The sequence below is a fragment of the Corallococcus macrosporus genome, assembly GCF_017302985.1.
Taxonomy (GTDB): domain Bacteria; phylum Myxococcota; class Myxococcia; order Myxococcales; family Myxococcaceae; genus Corallococcus; species Corallococcus macrosporus_A.
The window spans coordinates 18,016-34,933 of record NZ_JAFIMU010000004.1 but is presented as its reverse complement, the minus strand read 5'-3'; the positions used below and the strand labels follow the sequence as shown (position 1 = coordinate 34,933).

At 71.4% G+C, this 16,918-nt stretch carries 18 protein-coding genes and 1 tRNA gene; 8 read left to right on the top strand and 11 right to left on the bottom strand.

All coding sequences use genetic code 11. The annotated features are described in order from the left end of the window. Positions 1–181: 181 nt before the first annotated feature. The gene (locus JYK02_RS05625; RefSeq protein WP_207049086.1) at positions 182–1,630 is read left to right on the top strand and encodes a M20 family peptidase; all 1,449 of its coding nucleotides are present in this window, start codon (positions 182–184) and stop codon (positions 1,628–1,630) included. Here the strand turns inward: JYK02_RS05625 and JYK02_RS05620 are convergent. From JYK02_RS05620 to JYK02_RS05605, 4 genes are all read right to left on the bottom strand, one after another. Then, positions 1,627–2,088 (bottom strand): GNAT family N-acetyltransferase, encoded by a 462-nt coding sequence (locus JYK02_RS05620; RefSeq protein ID WP_207049084.1) that lies wholly within the window; start codon positions 2,086–2,088, stop codon positions 1,627–1,629. The genes JYK02_RS05625 and JYK02_RS05620 overlap by 4 nt on opposite strands. A 9-nt stretch (positions 2,089–2,097) precedes the next feature. After that, the gene (locus JYK02_RS05615) at positions 2,098–2,724 is read right to left on the bottom strand and encodes an HAD hydrolase-like protein (RefSeq protein ID WP_207049076.1); all 627 of its coding nucleotides are present in this window, start codon (positions 2,722–2,724) and stop codon (positions 2,098–2,100) included. Between the two features lie 5 nt (positions 2,725–2,729). Further along, complete coding sequence (locus JYK02_RS05610) at positions 2,730–3,302, bottom strand: tRNA-uridine aminocarboxypropyltransferase (RefSeq protein ID WP_207049074.1); 573 nt, start codon at positions 3,300–3,302, stop codon at positions 2,730–2,732. 114 nt (positions 3,303–3,416) lie between these two features. Further along, entirely contained in the window at positions 3,417–4,301 is an 885-nt protein-coding gene (locus JYK02_RS05605; protein WP_347402434.1) for an MBL fold metallo-hydrolase, read from the bottom strand. A gap of 207 nt (positions 4,302–4,508) precedes the next feature. On the opposite strand from JYK02_RS05605, the gene JYK02_RS05600 reads away from it, so the two are divergent. Continuing rightward, entirely contained in the window at positions 4,509–5,432 is a 924-nt protein-coding gene (locus tag JYK02_RS05600; protein WP_207049070.1) for a LysR family transcriptional regulator, read from the top strand. Between the two features lie 131 nt (positions 5,433–5,563). Here JYK02_RS05600 and JYK02_RS05595 read toward each other — a convergent pair whose 3' ends face one another. Beyond that, positions 5,564–5,929 carry a cupin domain-containing protein gene (locus JYK02_RS05595; protein WP_207049068.1) on the bottom strand — a complete coding sequence of 122 codons (366 nt, stop codon included), beginning with the start codon at positions 5,927–5,929 and terminating at the stop codon, positions 5,564–5,566. 198 nt (positions 5,930–6,127) lie between these two features. Further along, on the bottom strand, positions 6,128–6,328 hold the full coding sequence (locus JYK02_RS05590) for a cold-shock protein (RefSeq protein ID WP_207049066.1): 201 nt from the start codon (positions 6,326–6,328) through the stop codon (positions 6,128–6,130). Between the two features lie 355 nt (positions 6,329–6,683). On the opposite strand from JYK02_RS05590, the gene JYK02_RS05585 reads away from it, so the two are divergent. Genes JYK02_RS05585 through JYK02_RS05570 form a run of 4 tightly spaced genes read left to right on the top strand, consistent with a single transcriptional unit; the run spans position 6,684 to position 9,559 of the window. Further along, positions 6,684–7,199 (top strand): periplasmic heavy metal sensor, encoded by a 516-nt coding sequence (locus JYK02_RS05585; protein ID WP_207049064.1) that lies wholly within the window; start codon positions 6,684–6,686, stop codon positions 7,197–7,199. Positions 7,200–7,232: 33 nt separating this feature from the next. Further along, positions 7,233–7,448 carry a hypothetical protein gene (locus JYK02_RS05580; protein ID WP_207050616.1) on the top strand — a complete coding sequence of 72 codons (216 nt, stop codon included), beginning with the start codon at positions 7,233–7,235 and terminating at the stop codon, positions 7,446–7,448. A 15-nt stretch (positions 7,449–7,463) separates the two neighbouring features. Beyond that, positions 7,464–8,144, top strand: a complete 681-nt coding sequence (locus JYK02_RS05575) for a response regulator transcription factor (RefSeq protein ID WP_207049062.1) — start codon at positions 7,464–7,466, stop codon at positions 8,142–8,144. Next, entirely contained in the window at positions 8,144–9,559 is a 1,416-nt protein-coding gene (locus JYK02_RS05570; RefSeq protein ID WP_207049060.1) for a HAMP domain-containing sensor histidine kinase, read from the top strand. Before JYK02_RS05575 ends, JYK02_RS05570 begins: the two co-directional genes overlap by 1 nt. A 48-nt stretch (positions 9,560–9,607) precedes the next feature. Here JYK02_RS05570 and JYK02_RS05565 read toward each other — a convergent pair whose 3' ends face one another. From JYK02_RS05565 to JYK02_RS05545, 5 genes are all read right to left on the bottom strand, one after another. Then, complete coding sequence (locus JYK02_RS05565) at positions 9,608–10,438, bottom strand: carboxypeptidase regulatory-like domain-containing protein (RefSeq protein ID WP_207049052.1); 831 nt, start codon at positions 10,436–10,438, stop codon at positions 9,608–9,610. Positions 10,439–10,507: 69 nt separating this feature from the next. Continuing rightward, on the bottom strand, positions 10,508–11,374 hold the full coding sequence (locus JYK02_RS05560) for an ABC transporter permease (protein ID WP_207049050.1): 867 nt from the start codon (positions 11,372–11,374) through the stop codon (positions 10,508–10,510). Then, positions 11,371–12,360: an ABC transporter ATP-binding protein gene (locus JYK02_RS05555; protein WP_207049048.1), complete on the bottom strand. Its 990-nt coding sequence runs from the start codon at positions 12,358–12,360 to the stop codon at positions 11,371–11,373. Before JYK02_RS05555 ends, JYK02_RS05560 begins: the two co-directional genes overlap by 4 nt. Positions 12,361–12,405: 45 nt before the next feature. Continuing rightward, positions 12,406–13,290 (bottom strand): heme o synthase, encoded by an 885-nt coding sequence (cyoE, locus tag JYK02_RS05550; RefSeq protein ID WP_207049047.1) that lies wholly within the window; start codon positions 13,288–13,290, stop codon positions 12,406–12,408. 204 nt (positions 13,291–13,494) lie between these two features. Next, positions 13,495–15,846, bottom strand: coding sequence for a tetratricopeptide repeat protein (locus JYK02_RS05545; RefSeq protein WP_207049038.1), 2,352 nt, complete (start codon positions 15,844–15,846; stop codon positions 13,495–13,497). 205 nt (positions 15,847–16,051) lie between these two features. On the opposite strand from JYK02_RS05545, the gene JYK02_RS05540 reads away from it, so the two are divergent. Both JYK02_RS05540 and JYK02_RS05535 read left to right on the top strand, forming a co-directional pair. Then, a tRNA-Ala gene (locus JYK02_RS05540) sits at positions 16,052–16,127 on the top strand. Between the two features lie 96 nt (positions 16,128–16,223). Further along, positions 16,224–16,838: a DUF2760 domain-containing protein gene (locus JYK02_RS05535; RefSeq protein WP_207049036.1), complete on the top strand. Its 615-nt coding sequence runs from the start codon at positions 16,224–16,226 to the stop codon at positions 16,836–16,838. Positions 16,839–16,918: the final 80 nt, after the last annotated feature.

Below are 16,918 nucleotides of genomic sequence, written 5' to 3'. Positions count from 1 at the left end.
CAGCGATTTTCTGCTTGTGTTGATACGATGTATTTCCGTTTATTACTGGCGTTCCCATTGCAGGGTAGCCTTTACGCCCGTTCGCTGAAGCCGCCCCCAGGGGCGGTCCGGCTGTTGGAATCCCGGCGTCGGAGTCCTCCGGTTAGGCTCTCCGGCCCCCTCCCCGGAAAGCCCCGAGCCGATGAAGCGCGTCCTCCTCGTCCTGCTGACCCTCGTGCTCCTTCTCGCGGGCGTCCTCGTCGTCCGCACGCTGCGCTTCGCTTCGCGGCAGGTGTCCGCCGAGCCCGCGGAGCCCTTCGCGGTGGACGCCTCCGCCGCGGCGGGCCGGCTCGCCGAGGCGCTGCGGCACCGCACCATCGCCGCCTCCGACGGCATGCGCGCGGAGGACGCCGCGTTCGACGCCCTGCACGCGCAGCTCGTCACCGGGTTTCCCCGCGTGCACGCGCGGCTGGAGCACGAGGCCGTGGGCGCGCACTCGCACCTGTATACGTGGAAGGGCTCGGAGCCCGGCCTGCGGCCCGTGCTGCTGATGGGCCACCTGGACGTGGTGCCCGCGGAGGCGGAGGCCACCTGGAGCCACCCGCCCTTCGGCGGTGTCGTGGCGGACGGCTTCATCCACGGGCGTGGGACGCTGGATGACAAGGGCAGCGTGCTGGCCATCCTGGAGGCCGTGGAGGGGCTGCTCGCGCAGGACTACCGCCCTCGCCGCACGGTGATGCTCGCCTTCGGCGCGGACGAGGAGGTGGGCGGACACGACGGCGCCGAGCGCGTGGCCCAGCGGCTGCGCGAGCGGGGCGTGCGCCTGGAGTCGGTGCTGGACGAGGGAGGTCCCATCGGCGTGGGGCTCGTGCCCGGCGTGGCCGCGCCGGTGGCGTTGGTGGGCGTGGCGGAGAAGGGCTCGGCGCGCGTGGAGCTGAAGGTGCGCAGCGCGGGCGGGCACGCATCCATGCCGCCGCCCCAGACGGCCGCGAACGTCCTGGCCCGGGCCCTGGTGCGGCTGGAGGAGCGCCCCTTCAAGCCGGAGCTGCGCGGCGGCACGCGGGCGCTGTTCGAGTACGTGGGGCCGGAGATGAACTTCGGCATGCGCCTGCTCTTCGCCAACACCTGGCTCTTCGCGCCCCTCATCGAGCGGCAGATGGCCGGGGCGCCCTCCACGAACGCCAGCATCCGCACCACCACCGCGGCCACCATGCTGGAGGGCAGCCCCAAGCCCAACGTGCTGCCCTCGCAGGCGCGCGCCGTCCTCAACGTCCGGCTCCTGCCGGGCGACAGCCTGGAGGACGTCCTCGCCCACGTGCATGACGTGGTGGACGACCCGCGCGTCGAGGTGGCCGCCGAGGGCGACGAGGCCTCACCGGTGTCGAGCCTGGACACGGAAGGATGGCGGCAGTTGCAGCGCAGCATCCGCCAGACGTTCCCGGATGTGCTGGTGGGGCCCTTCCTCACCGTGGCGGCCACCGATGCGCGCTACTTCCACTCCCTGAGCGACAGCGTGTACCGCTTCGTCCCGGTGCGGCTGACGCGCGAGGACCTGGCGCGCATGCACGGCCGCGACGAGCGCCTCTCCGTTGAAGAGCACGCCGCCGCCATCCGCTTCTATGCGCAGTACCTGCGCAACACCACGCGCTAGCCCCTGCGCATGTCGAGGTGCGGGATGCCGTCCTCGTCGTAGATGTCGCTCACGGCCACGAAGCCGAAGCCCTCGTAGAAGCGCTGCAGGTAGGCCTGAGCCCCGATGCGCACGGGCGCGCCCGGGAAGCGCTCGGCGAGGAACCGCAGGCCGCGCTCCACCAGACCGTGGCCCTGCCGTTGCCCGCGCAGCGCCGGCGCGGTGACGACGCGGCCCAGGCTCGCCTCGGGGAACTTGAGGCCCGGCGGCAGTGCGCGCAGGTAGGCGCCCAACTGCCCCGTGCCCGGAAGGGTCCCCAGCAGGTGGAAGCACGCGGCGTCCAGGCCGTCCGCATCGAGATAGAGGCTCTTCTGCTCGACCACGAAGACCTTGGAGCGCAGCGCGAGCAGCCGGTACAGCTCCTCGAGCGTGAGCTCACCGAAGCGCTTCCACTGCCAGTCGAGAGAGCTGGGGGTCATGGGGTCCTGTCACCCTGCCGCAAGCAGCAGGTCCTCCAGACGGGTGAAGACGAGCGTGGGCGCGCGCGAGCGCAGCAGCTCCTCCGTCGCGTAGCCCCACGTCACCGCGGCGGTGGCGATGCCCTCGGCCGCCGCGGCCTCGATGTCGCGCACCTCGTCGCCCACCGAGAGGGCCTCGGCGGGACGCACGCCCGCTGCCTTCAGCACCTTCCGGAACTTCGCTCGCTTTCCGAAGATGCCCGCGCCGCAGGCGTAGTGGCGGATGCGCGCGGACATCACCGGCCCCAGCACGCGCCGCACGTTCTCCTCTGAATTGGAGCTCACCACGGCGAGGGTGAGGCCCCGTGCCTGCAATTGTTCGAGCATCGCCTCCACGCCCGGGAAGAGCGGGATGCGGTGCGCGTCCCGCGCGAGGAGCTTGCGCATGTGCGAGGCGATGAACGGCATCTTCCACATGGGCACGCCGAGCCTCGCGATGATGGCCCGGCTGTCCTGCCCGCGCAGCGACTCCAGCTCCTCCGCGCTCACGGCGCGAAAGCCATAGCGGAGCGCCACGTCGTTGAAGACACCGCGAAACCAGTCCGCGCTGTCCGCGAGCGTCCCGTCGAAGTCGAAGATGATCAGCCGGTATCCCATGGTCCTCAGTTCAGCGTCCCGCAGTCGGCGATGCGCTGCACGCGGAGCGCCGCCAGCCGCGCCAGGGGAGCCGCGGCCTCCGGCCCTTCGAGCAGGGCCACCGCGCGGGCAACGGCATCCAGGGTGGACATGCCGGCGGGGTGCGAGGGCTCGCGGAGCTTGAGCATCCCGGGCTCCGGCGGCGGCAACACCAGCCGGGGGAGTGCCCGCAGCTCGGGGAGCCGCTGGGTCATCCGCCGGGCCTGCGACCAGTTCGCGTCCAGCACCACCAGCTGCCGTGGCGCGGGGGCATCCGGTGGCGCGGTGGGGCCATCGGGATAGAGCAGCCAGGTCCCCGGCTCGGAGAGCACCTCCAGGTCGAAGGTCCCGGCCATTGCACCGTGGACGAGCAGCTTCGCGTTCGCGAGCGCCAGCGCGGCCACGCCCCCGGTGTTGCTGCGCTTCGAGACCTCCATCACGTGCTGGAGGAAGAGGAACCGGGTGCGCGTCTCCACCCGGGGAACCTCCGCGCACAGGCACAGATGCTTCGCGAGGTTGCAACGCGGACAGCGGGGTGGGCGGGCGGCGCGGGGAGGCATCCTCCGGGCATCCTGTGCTGGCCCTCGCGGGAAGAGAAGCCTTCGTTGCCAGGGCGGGCAGCCCATGGCCTGGATGGCTCCCGACTCCCCGCGCCCCTCACTCCGCCGTGCCCGTCAGTCCTGCCACCGCTGGGCCGAGGTGTAATTGGCCGGGACCCACCGGTAGCCCCTTCCATCCGCGGCGAGCCGCCCCAGCCCGGGGAAGGGCATGTGGTCCAGCCCCACCAGGTCGCCGCGCCCCGCGGCCTCCGAGAACATCCGCGCGCGCTGGGCCGCGGCCGCGCGGGAGTCCACGTCGTAGGAGACCGTCACCGAGGGCTCGCGCAGCTGGACCGGGCCGAAGTGCATGAGGTCCCCCCACAGGACCAGCCGCTGTCCCCGGCTCTCCACGACGTAGATGCTGTGCCCGGGAGTGTGTCCCGGCGTCGGCACGGCCCGGATGCCCGGCAGGAGGAAGTCCCGGTCCCCGAACGTCTTCAGCTTCCTCGCGTCCTGGTACGGCCCCACCATCGCGCGCGCCTGCTCGAAGTAGCTCCGCGCGTCCCCGGCGTTCGCCAGGTTCTCCGGGCTGAGCCAGTACTCCGCCTCCCGGGCGTGCACCCGGAGGACGGCGTTGGGGAACGCGCGGCTCGTTCCCGTCATGAGGCCGCCGGAGTGGTCGGAGTGGATGTGCGTGAGCAGCACCACGTCGATCTGCTCGGGCTGGTAGCCCGCGGCGCGGAGGCTCTGCACCAGCCGGCCGCCGACGTCAGGACCGAAGAGGTTCCCCACGCCCGTGTCCACGAGCACGAGCGACCTGCCGGTGTTGATGAGGAAGGCGTTGATGGACGTCTCCACCGGGTCCTGGAGGTAGTCGCGCGCGAGCAGGGCCGTCACCTGCTCCGGCGTCGTGTGCGTCGCGATCTCGCGGACGGTCTGGGGCACGGTGCCGTCGGAGAGCGCGGTGACCTCGAAGTCGCCGAGCATCATCCGGTAGTAGCCAGGGGCCTGCGTGCGCACCTGGGGCGCCGCCGCGTGGACGGCGGACGGAATCAGTGGCGCGACGGCAAGGCCTCCCAGCGCGAGGGCGCGAGCGAGGGAAAGGGAAACAACACCACGGCGAAGGAGCGTTCTTTTCATGCGCGATGAGATAGCGATTGGAGGGCCCTGCGATAAACAGGCGCCGGGCACACACTCCGTTTCACCGCTGAAACAATGAGGTGAGGGATGGACAGGTTCGCGGCGATGGAGGCCTTCGTCCGCGTGGTGGAGAGCGGCACCTTCACCAAGGCGGCGGACGCGATGGGCCGTCCGAAGGCAGCGGTGACGCGGCTCATCCAGCAACTGGAGGCGCAGCTGCGGGTGAAGCTGCTCCACCGCACCACGCGCCGCGTGACGGTCACTCCGGAGGGCATGACCTACTACCAGCAGGCGTTGCGGCTGCTCGGGGAGGTGCGGAACCTGGAAGCCACGCTGACGCAGACGCGGCGCGGCCCCCGGGGACGGCTTCGCGTGGAGTCGAGTGGCACCATCTCCCGGCTGCTGATCATCCCTGCCCTGCCGTCGTTCTGCGCGCGCTACCCGCAGTTGCAGATCGAGCTGGGCGTGAGCGACCGCGTGGTGGACCTCCTGTCGGACAACGTCGACTGCGCCATCCGGGGCGGCGGCGTGAAGGACGACTCGCTGGTCGCGCGGCACCTGGGCGACCTGGACTACTGGGTCTGCGCGGCACCGCGCTACCTGGAGCGCCACGGCGCGCCGCACCATCCGCTGGAGCTGGCCGGCGCGTCGCACGCGATGGTGAGCTACTTCGCGGCGCCGAGCGGCAAGCAGCTCCCCTTCGTCTTCCAGCGCGGCACGGAGCGGCTCGAGGTCCACGGCCGCAGCCAGCTCCTGCTCAACGAGACCAACGCCTACCTGGCCGCGGGGCTCGCCGGGCTGGGCGTGATGATCGCGCCCCGCTTCGTGGTGGAGCCCTACCTGGCCTCGGGGGAGCTGGTGTCCGTGCTGGAGGGATGGCAGCCCGAGGCCCGCCCCATCTTCCTGGTCTACCCACCCGCGAGGCAGCGGGATGCCGGCCTGCGGGTGTTCATCGACTGGGTGTTGGAGCTGTGCGCGAGCCGCACGAACGTCTGGCGGCGCGACGGGTAGCCGCCGTCACTTCGCGCTGTCGCTCTTCGTCGCTCTTCGTCGCCTGGGATCGCTGGACCCGCGCCCCATTCGCGCCCCGGCGCTGAGGCACTGCCCTCCGCGTCACTCCCGGAGGGCAGTCCCTGACTTCGTCAGGCCTTGGCGCTCTTCGTCCCCTCGTGCTCGTCGCGGCCGTGGGCGGTGGCCACGGGGCTGGTCGCCTCCACGGCGGAGAAGGTCTCCAGGATCTTGTACGTGTGGCTGGCCCCGCGCGGCACGAGCCAGGAGTCACCCGGGTTGAGGAGGATCATCTGTCCCTCCAGGTGCAGCTCCGCGCGGCCCTTGAGCACGAAGCCCACCGTCTCGTAGTCGCGCGTGCTGAGGGGCTTCGCCTCGGCGGGCGGCTCGTCCTCCCACAGCCGCATGGCCACACGGACGCCGGATGCGAGGTACTTCTGGCCCATCTCCCCCTTGGGGGAGTGGCGGCTCTCGACCTTCTTCACGCTGGTGTCGCCCATGTTCGCCTCTCCTTGGGAGGCGGCGTGCGGCGCCGCGCTCCTCCTGGGGAGAAGGTAGGGAAGACCCCCGGCGCTGCCGGATGGCGTCGTGCGGTCGCCTGCCCGCCCTGCGTCCGGAAAGACGAAAGCCCAGCCTCCCTCGGGGAGACTGGGCTTCGAGGACTCACCTCAAGGGGTGAGTCGAAGGTTCAGCTGGGCTCAGACCGCGCGAACGTTCTGGGCCTGCAGGCCCTTGGGGCCCTTGGTGACTTCGAACTCCACCTTCTGGCCTTCAGCCAGGGTGCGGAAGCCATCCATGTTGATCGCAGTGTGGTGGCAGAAAACGTCTTCGCCATTGTCCTGCGCGATGAAGCCGAAACCCTTCGCGTCGTTGAACCACTTCACGGTACCCAATGCCATTGTGAGTCTCTTCTCTTTCTCTGCTCTGTACAGGTGAGAGGCTCGCGCCAACCACCGGTGCCGGAACGAACACCGCCCCGGCACGCCGGGCACTCTACCCACTTCCCGTGGGAACACCACTCCTGAGGGTGGTTTCCCGCTGGAAGCCGTCCTTCATCCGACACAGCGGAATCCGTCGAGGCCCGGCATTGGAACATCCCATGCCCCCCGGGGCATTCCGGACGGGATGCGCGGCCTTCACACTTCTTCACCGCGCCCGGGCGTGGGCTTCACACCCGCCTTCTACCTTGAGCTCCGTCAGAAACGACACGGGCCCGCCTGGTCGGCCGCCCGCCTGCTTCCTGGAGCCACGCACATGTTCGGATTCCTCTTCGGTACCGCCTGCCTCGCCGGTCTCTTCGCCACCCTGCGCCGGGGCCACTACTACCGCCACCACCACCACGGCCGCGGCGGCCGCTGGAACACGCGCCCCCGGCTGCGCTGGCTCTTCGAGCGGCTGGAGACGTCCCCCGGCCAGGAGAAGGTCATCGTGAAGGCCGTGGAGAACGTGCGCGAGGCCTTCGCCAAGGTGAAGGACCAGTGGGGCCCCAGCCGCACGTCGCTCGCGGGCTCGCTGCGCGGTGAGCACTTCGACGGCGCCATGCTGCGCGAGCTCTTCAGCCGCCACGACGTGGCGCTGGAGTCGCTGCGCAACGCCGTGCAGGACGCCCTGTCCCAGGTGCACGAGGCGCTGGAGCCCAACCAGCGCCGCGAACTGGCGGACATCATCGAGCACGGCTGGGGTTACGGCTGGCGCGGGCGGCGCTGCGGCGGGTACGGCCGCTGGGGTGGCCGTCCGCACAACGATGACGGCCCCGCGTCCTTCGTCTGAAAGCCCACCTGCCCCTCTTCCTGGAGACAACCCATGAGACACCGTCTGCTCGTCGTCCTCCTCGCCGCGGGTGCCATCGGAGGCTATGCCTCCGGCTTCGCGAGCCTCGCCCGCAACCACCGCTCCGCCTGCCACCGGGGCGACTGGGGCGGCCCCGCCTACCGCAACGGGGCGCCGCCGTACTGGGACTGGCACGCGCCCAGGCCCCAGGGCACCTCCGGGCCCGCCGACGCACCGGGACCGCGTTAGGATTCACTCCCGCCCATGCCCACCCGCGTCCTGCTCATCGATGACGACACCCGGATGTACGAGTTGCTCGCGGAGTACCTCGGGCAGAACGGCATCACCGTCAGCCACGCTCCCGATGGAGGCCGAGGGCTGGCGGCACTGGAGGCGAACGCCTTCGACGCCGTGCTCCTGGACGTGATGATGCCGGGCATGGACGGCCTGGAGGTGTGCAAGCGCATCCGGGCCAAGAGCCGCATCCCGGTGCTGATGCTCACCGCCAAGGGGGACGAGACGGACCGCGTGGTGGGGCTGGAGCTGGGCGCGGACGACTACCTGCCCAAGCCCTTCGGCCCGCGCGAGCTGCTCGCCCGCCTGCGCGCGGTGCTGCGGCGGGCCCAGCCGGCGGCGGTGGCGGACCGGATTGAGTCGAGCGGCGTCTCCATCGACGTGTCCGGGCGCGAGGTGAAGGTGGAGGGCAAGGCCGTGGAGCTGACAGGTTTGGAGTTCGACCTGCTGCTCGCGCTGGTGCGGCGCGCGGGCCGGGTGATTCCCCGCGACGCGCTCCTGGGCGAGGCGGGCCGCAACGACACGGTGGTGAGCGAGCGCACGGTGGACGTGCACATCTCCCACCTGCGCCAGAAGCTGGGAGACGTGGGCACGCGCCTCATCAAGACGGTGCGCGGCGTGGGCTACGTCTTCGCGAAGGAAGGCGCCTGATGGGCTGGGGCCACTGGCATCACGACGAGGAGCCCTGCATCCCGCGTCCCCCGCGGGGCTTCGGCCGCCACGCACGGCACGCACGGCACCATCACGACCACCGGCGCCGCTTCCACCTGGGCCGGCTGGGGTCCTTCGTGCAGGCGCGGCTGCGGCGCCGGCTGTTCGTCATGTTCGGGCTCACCATCCTGGTGACGGTGCTGGTGGTGTCGTGGGTGATGAACCTCACGGGTGGCAACACCTGGCGGCAGGAGACGGAGCGCGCGCGCTCGTTCGTGGGCCACCGCTTCGCGGAGGTGTGGGACGCGCCCGCCGCGCGAGCGTCGCTGGTGCGCGGCATCTCCGACGACCTGGACGTGGACGTGGAGCTGACGGACCTGTCCGGCGCGGTGGTGGCCCGGGGTGGCTCGCCGTGCACGAAGCCGGACGCGAGCATCCCGGTGATGCGGCAGGACACGCAGCTGGGGACGCTGCAGGCCTGCTACATGCAGACGCGCTCGCGGGGCCCCTGGCGCGCGGTGCTGCCGCTGGGCATCGCGGTGCTGGTGCTGTGGACGGCGGCGGGCGGCATCTCCTTCAAGCTGGCGCGGCCGGTGGACACGCTGGTGAAGGCCACGCAGGAGCTGGGCGAGGGCAAGCTGGGCGCGCGGGCGAGCGTGGACCGCCACCTCACCGGAGACTTCGCGGTGCTCGCCGAGTCCTTCAACGACATGGCGGCGCGCATCGAGAAGCAGCTGGCGGATCAGCGTGAGCTGCTGGCCGCGGTGTCGCACGAGCTGCGCACGCCCCTGGCGCGGCTGCGGGTGCTGACGGAGCTCTTGCGCGACGGCGGAGGCAACCCGCGCACGCTGGACCAGGTGGACCGCGAGGTGGTGGAGCTGGACGCGCTGGTGGGCGAGCTGCTCGCCAGCTCACGCCTGGACTTCGGGCAGCTCACGCCCAAGGCGCTGGAGGCGGGCGTGCTGGCGGCGCAGGCGCTGGAGCGCGTGGGGCTGTCCGCGACGCTTCTCCAGCCGGAGACGGACGACGTCGTGCTGATGGCGGACGCGACGCTGCTGGGCCGGGCGCTGGTGAACCTGCTCGACAACGCGCGCAAGCACGGCGTGGGCGTGGAGGCGCTGCGGCTGCAGGAGCACGGGAAGGAGCACCTGGCGTTCAGCGTGGAGGACCGGGGGCCGGGGCTGCTGCCCGGCGAGGAGACGCGCATCTTCCAGCCGTTCTACCGCAAGGACCGGGGCGGCGAGGCGCGCGAGGCCGGCTCCCTGGGGCTGGGGCTCGCGCTGGTGCAGCGCATTGCCCGGGCCCACGGCGGAGAGGCCTTCGCGGAGAACCGGCCCAACGGAGGCGCGCGCGTGGGCTTCACGGTGCGCAAGGCCGGGCCGCCGAACCTGCCGGCGGTCCTCCAGAGCGTCTGACCGTGGAGGAAGGGGCCGCGTCAAGCAGCCCCTCCCCCTCGCGCGGGACTACTGCTTCGCCTGCGCGTCCGTCGCGGCGAAGGCGAACGTGGCCTCCACGGGCGCGCCGTCCTTCACGGTGACTTCCGCCGTCTTCGTGCCCAGCGTCTCGTGCCACGCCTCCAGCGTGTACGTGCCCGCGGGCAGGCCCGTCAGCGTGAAGGTGCCGTCCGCGGCGGTGGTGGTGAAGTACGGGTTGGGGTTGCTCACCACGTAGGCCGTCATCCAAGGGTGCACGTCGCACTTGAGGCGCAGCACCTCCGCGTCCGACGGCAGCGGTTTCTGCACCGGCGCGCCCGAGGGCGGCTGCGCCACGTTGAACACCGGCCGCGTGCCCACCACGCCGCGCACGTTGTGCAGCGTGCCGTCGCTGTTCTTGAACACCACCTGCTGGCCCGCCACCGCACCCTGCACGCGCGGCACGTAGGTGCACTTGGACTGGTCCACCACCACCGGCGTGGACGGGGCCGCGGGCGCGCCCGCCACCGGGCCCTTCACGCGCACCAGCACATTCTGGAGCTTGCCGTCCTTCACCAGCACGGACTGCTCCTTCTCCGGCCGCCCGTCACACGCGGGGTCCGCGCTGGGCGCCAGGTCCGCCATCGCCGGCGGCGTGCCAGTGAAGGACACCGTGCCCTTCACCACGCCGTTGCCCGCGGGCGCCGGGGCCGCCGCCTCGCCCGTCCCCGCTCCCGCCGTGGGGGCCGCGGGCACGGCCTGCTGCGTGGGCGCCGCCGGACGCTCGGCGGGGGGCGCGGGCGCCTCCTCCTTCTTGCACGCGGGCAGGGCCAGGAGCCCCGCGACACCGACCATCGACAAGCCAAGCAGACGCAGCTTCATGAGGCGGTCTCCTCTGGAGGATTCTTCGTGAAAGGCACCAGGTAAATCCCACAACCCACAGCGCGGCGGCTACTCGCGGCGGCTCACGCTGAACGCGGCCAGCCCCACGAACACCGCGGCGAACGCCAGGAGCGCGGGCACCTCCCACCCCACCGTCGCCCCACCCTGCGAGCCCACCGCCACCGACGCCTGCGCCCCGTACAGCGCGCGGCGCACGCCCTCCACGGAGAAGCGCATGGGGTTGAGCGTCATCACCCACGACAGCACCGGCCCGGCGCCCTTCACCGGGAACATGGCCCCGGAGAGCACCCACATGGGCAGCATCACCAGGCTCATCACCGCGTGGTAGCCCGCGCTCGACTTCACCCACCACGCGAGCGCCATGCCCATGCCGGTGAGCGCCAGCGCCGACAGCACCATCACCGCCGCGAGCAGTGCGTAGTCCACCGACTTCACGTCCACGCCCGCCAGCGGCGCGAAGAGCAGGAACAGCGACGCCTGCATCAGCGCGATGGACGAGGAGCCCAGCGCCTTGCCCAGCACCACCGCGAGCCGCGAGCCCGGCCCCGCGAGCACCGCCTGGAGGAAGCCCTCCTTGCGGTCTTCAATGACGGTGATGGTCGCGAAGATGGCGCTGAAGAGCACCACCATGGTGACGACGCCCGGGAAGAAGAACTGCTGGTAGCCCAGCCCCTGCGCGCCCTCCACGCGGAACGACCCCGCGAAGCCCGAGCCGATGACGAACCAGAACAGGATGGGCTGCGCCAGCGCGCCAATCACCCGGCTGGGCTGCCGGAAGAAGCGCACCACGTCGCGCGACAGCAGCACCCGCACGGTGGCCCACTGCAGCGCCAGCGTCCCCGGCTCCCGGCGGTGCACGGAGGCGGACGAGGCCTCCACGGAGGACGAAACAGGCACGGGGATGTCAGCGCTCATCGGCGTTTCCTCGGCGCGGGCGTGGGCGCGGGAGCATCCGCCCCCAGCGCCTTCCCGGTGAGCTGGAGGAACACGTCCGCCAGCGTGGGCCGGCGCAGCGACACGGAGGCGAACCGTCCCGGGGGGAAGGCCTCCACCAGCCGCGGCACCAGCGCATGTCCCTGCGAAGCCTCCACCTGCACCCGCCCCTCCACCACCTTCGCTTGAAGCCCCAGCCGCTCCGTCACCTGCGCGGCCAGCGCCTCCGGCTCCGGGCCCTCCAGGGTCAGGATGTCGCCGCCCATGCGCGAGGCGAGCGCCCGGGGCGTGTCGCACGCCACCAGCCTGCCGGCGTCCAGCACCGCCAGCCGGTCGCAGCCCTCGGCTTCATCCGCGCGGTGCGTGGTGAGCAGCACGGTGACGCCCTGCGCGTCGCGCAGCCGCTTGAGGTGCGTCCAGAACGTGCGGAAGGCCGCCTCGTCCAGGCCCTGCGTGGGCTCATCCATCAGCACCACGCGCGGCTGGTGCACCAGCGCGCGCGCCAGCTCCAGCCGCCGGCGCATGCCGCCCGACCAGGTGCCCACCTTCTCATCGCCCCGGTCCAACAGGCCGATGAGCGACAGCATCGTCTCCACGCGCGCCTTCGCGTCCGCACCGCCCAGCCCGTAAAGCCGCGCGCCCAGCAGCAGGTTCTCCCGGGCCGTCAGCAGGTCGTCCAGGCTGCTGCGCTGGAAGATGATGCCCATCTGGCGGCGCAGCGCGGGGTCGCTCAGCGACAGCACCTTGCCGGCGAAGTGCACCTGCCCCGCGTCCGGCGCGAGCAGTCCCGCGAGCAGCTGGAAGGTGGTGGACTTGCCGGCGCCGTTGGGCCCCAGGAGGCCCAGGATTTCACCCGGCTGCACGGACAGCGACAGACCGTCCACGGCGGTGCGCCCGCCGAAGCGGCGCGTGAGCCCCTCGATGCGCAGCAGCGGCGGGGGCGGGGTCGGAACGGAGGTGTCAGGCATGCGAAGAGTCGACCTCGCGCCGGGACGCCGCGCTGACAGGGGGCGCTAGCCGCGGGGGATGCGGTCCAGCGTCATCGCGGCGAACAGGCCGGTGAGATACACGAGCGAATACAAGAACGTCTGGCGCGCCCAGGGCTTCCCCAGGTGCTTGAAGAAGCCCCACGCTCCCAGCCCCAGGAAGCCCAGCCCCAGCACCACCGCCGCCGCCAGGTACCACGTGCCCGCGATGTGCAGCTGGAAGGGCAGCAGCGTCATGGGGATGAGCGCCACCAGGTAGAGCACCACCTGCGCGCGGCTGGACTCGTCCCCGCGCTCCAGCGGCACGGACTTGAGCCCCGCGGCGGCGTACTCGTCCTTGCGGAACAGCGCGATGGCGATGAAGTGCGGCATCTGCCAGAGGAACATGATGGCGAACAGCGCGAAGCCGCCCGCGTCCACCATGTCCGTCACCGCCGTCCAGCCCATCAGCGGCGGCAGCGCGCCGGGGATGGCGCCCACCAGCATGGCCGCGGACGTGCGGGCCTTGAGCGGCGTGTAGGCCAGCACGTAGCTGAGCAGCGCGATGAGCCCCAGCACGCCGGTCAGCAGGTTGGCGCCCAGCACCAGCGCGGGCAAGGACACCGCCGCCAGCGACAGGCCGAACCACAGCGCCGTGTTCGGGTCCATGCGCCCGGCGGGCAGCGGCCGGTTGCGCGTGCGCGCCATGAACTGGTCGCTGTGGCGCTCCAGGTAGCAGTTGAACGCGTTCGCCGCGCCCACCGTCCCCGCCGTCGCCAGCAGCGTCACCAGCGCCCGCACCGGCCCCAGGGGCCCCGGAGCCAGGAACATGCCGCCCGCCGCGGTGATGAGCACCAGCGACGACAGCCTCGGCTTCGTGAGGGAGATCAGGTCGGACGCGGTGGAGGACTGGGACAAGGCACGCGCGCTCAAGCGGACTCCAGCAGGAGGCCCCGGACCGTGCTCGCTACCGGTCAGGGGGTGTGGGGTGCCCCTCCCATACCGTCACCCGGCAGGGGTGGCAAGGCTCCGGCGCCTCCGGAACATCAGCCTGCCTTGTCGCCCCCCTTCAAAAACGAAGCGCCGCGAATACCCGAAGAGGGGCATCGCGGCGCTCAGGGGACGGCGGGGAGGGTCTCAGTTCGACGCGAGACGCTGCGCGTCGGCGAGGTACTCGCCCTTGGGCTCGCGCTTCACGTACTCCTGCGCCAGCGTCTTCACCTTGCCCGACTGCTTGGGGTCCTTGGAGAGAAGCGAGGCGTAGAAGTAGTACACCGGGGTGTAGTTCTCGTCGGCCTGCAGCGCGCGCTGGTAGGTCTCGTCCGCCTTCGCGGCGTCGCCCTTGCCCTGGTAGACGCGGCCCAGCTCCGTGAGCGCGTTGGCGACGCGGTCCGGCTGGCCGAAGAACTCCTGGCTGGCCTTCTCCAGCTGCTCCTTCGCCTTGTCCCACTCGGAGCGCTCCCGGTAGATGGTGCCCATGGCGAGCCGGGCCTCCGGGTTCTTCGCCTTGGGGTCCTTCACCGCGCGCTGGTACTGCGCGAGCGCGTCCTCCAGCTTGTTCTGGCGGCGGTAGGCGTTGCCCAGCATCACCACCAGCTTGGGGCTGTCGCCCATCGTCTTGAGCGCGGTGACCAGGGCCTCGGAGGCCTCCTTCTCACCGCCCGGCTTGCCCATGAGGGCCTTGGCCAGCTCGACGTGGAACTGCGCGCGGCTGGCGTCCACGCGGATGGCCTTGCGGATCTCCTCCGCGGCCGCGTCGAAGTTGCCCTCCGCCAGCAGGCGGCGGCCCTTGATGAGGTTGAGCTCCGGGTTCTGCTTGTCCAGCGCGAAGCCGGTCTCCTCCGCCTTCGTGACCTCCTGCTTCGCCTTGGCGGGGTCCGCCGGCACGCCCGTCACCTCGGTCATCTTCTGCTGCTGGTCCGGCTTGAGGTTGGGCATGGCCAGCGCCACGCGGGCGATGAGCAGCGAGCGCGCGAGCTGCGCGGTGGCGAGCTGACGCGGGCTGGGCGGCGGCTCCGCCTCCAGCAGCTTCTTGATGTCCCGGCTGGCCACCGCGTAGTTCGGCTCGTCCTGCTCCAGCATCAGCAGCGAGCGGCCCAGCAGCGACTCCGGGTGGTCCTTCTCGTAGCGCAGGGCGAAGTCGTAGTTCTTCCAGGCGGTGTTGTCCTGGCCCAGCCGGCGGTACACGGCGCCCAGGCCGGCGTAGACGCGCGGGTCGTCCGGCGCCAGCGCCTGCGCGCGCTCCAGGCTGTCGCGTGCGCGCTCCAGGTCGCCCGCGTTCATCTGGATGAGGCCCAGCGTGAGGTACAGCAGCGAGGACGCCTTGTTCTGGTCGTTGAGCGCCTTGACCTGCGTCTCCAGCGAGGCCAGCGCGCCCTTGCCGTCGCCGCTGTACGTCTTGATCAGCGCCTGCGCGGCGATGAGGTGGCTGGACAGCTCCTTGCCCTTCTGGGCCGCGGCCAGGTGCTCCTCGGCCTGGCGGCGCGCGTCGTCGCCGCCGCCGTGCTCACCCCAGCGGATGGCGTACGCGTACGCGAGGTAGCCGTGCGCCGCGGTGGAGTCCGGGTCCACCTCCAGCGCCAGGTCCGCCGCCGCGCACGCCTTCTTGTAGCTGTCGAACGAGTCGTGCTTCAGCTGCTCGGTGGCGGCGTCCAGGTTCTTCTTGAGCTCGCGGCCGCGCTTCTTGGCCTGCGCCGAGTAGAAGCCGTACCCACCCGCGAACAGCGGGATGAGGATGAGCAGGACCAGCGACAGCATCTTGCTGCCCTTGCCCTTGGCCCCACCCTGGCGGCGCGGCGACGGCTCGTCGTCATCGTCCTCCACCTCTTCCACCACCACCTGCGGGCGGCGCTGGGTGGGGCGGGGAGCGGAGTCATCCGAGGTGCGCGCCGTGCGGGCGGCCTGCTGCGACGGGGCGCTGATGCGGCCCACGGGCGTGGCGGCCGGCTGCGCGGCGGCGGGCGGAGCCGTCACGGGGACGGTCGCGGCGGCGGGCGCTTCCGGGGCGGCCGGGGGCGGCGCGGCCACGGGCGCGAGCACCGGGGCGGGCGCGGCGGGACGCGGGAGCTCCACCTTGTACTGCTGGAGGAGCGTGACGGTCTCCGGATCACCGGGGTCCGCCTGGTAGGCCTTGAGGAGGTTGCCGCGGCCGACGTCCGCCTCGCCCCCCTTGATCTGAAGCACGCCCGCCATGCGCAAGGCGGCCTTGTCCTCTGGCTGGACCTGGAGCGCGCCCATCACCTCTTCGAGCGCCTTCTTGTCCTTGTTCTGCGCGGCGTAGACACGCGCCAGCAGGAGGCGGGGATCGGCCGCGGTCGGGTGCGCCTTGACGCCCTTCTTGCAGACGACCATCGCCTCCATGAAGCGGCCCAGGTCGAGGTAGGCCTCCGCCAGGGGCTTGTAGGCATCCGACGAGGGGTCGGAAGCGAACGAATGCTCAAGCTTCGCGAGCTCGGTGGGGCTCAACGTCTTCGATGGGGAGGTGGACATGAACCAGAAGGGGGCCCGGTAATTGGCCGGGAAGGATGCGGTACCGGAAGGCGGTTTTTATGGCATCCACAGTGCGGCACGTCAATCGCAGGGTTGGTGCCGGAAACGAGCTGCTTGACAGCAAGGTGGGGCTCCGGTACTAGCCCACTCACTTCGCGGGACCCAACGCCCGCGAGGCGCAGCAGGCAGCACGCAGTCCCCGTATGGGGGTGTAGCTCAGTTGGGAGAGCGTCGCGTTCGCAATGCGAAGGTCGTCGGTTCGATCCCGTCCACCTCCACCATGCAGAAACGAAGGGCCTCACGGGAAACCGTGAGGCCCTTTGCATTTCGGGCCATTGGCGAATTGCAAAGGCTTCCGGCTTTGTTATCCGGGGCCGATGACCGACCCGTCCGCCTCCCTGTCGTTCTTCGCCCGCTTCTGGCTCGCCTGGCTGTGCTTCTGGCGCTGCCTCGTGTCCCGCGAATTCGCGCAGGCCGTGCTGCCGACCAGCCGCGCCTATGACGCCGGCCAGCTCAAGGAGCTTCCGGCCGGGGATACGCAGGCCCCCCCGCCCGTGAAGACGCCTGTCGTCCAGGCCCCCGTCGCGCCCCCTCCCCCACCGCCCGAGCGCGAGCACGCCAGCGCCCTGTCGCTGCTGGCCATGCTCCAGCGCGAGGGGCGCTTCCTGGACTTCGTGCAGGAGAACGTCTCCGCGTTCCCGGACGCGGACGTGGGCGCGGCGGCCCGCATCGTCCACGAGGGCTGCCGCAAGGTGGTGCACCAGTACCTCACGCTCCAGCCGGTGCTGCCGCAGGGCGAGGGTGACCGGGTGACGGTGCCGGATGGCTTCGACGCGCAGCGCATCCGGCTCACCGGCAACGTGGCCGGCCAGCCTCCCTATGGAGGCACGCTGCGGCACCACGGCTGGGTGACCACCGAGGTGAAGTTCCCGTCCGTCTCCCCCGCCATGGAGCCGCGGGTGCTGGCGCCAGCGGAAGTCGAGCTCGCCTGATGCCCGCCCGGGCACCCGGCGGCGCATCCCCTGAAGTCCCCTTCTCTTCGAGGAACCACGAGGCCCCTTAAGGGGTTCCT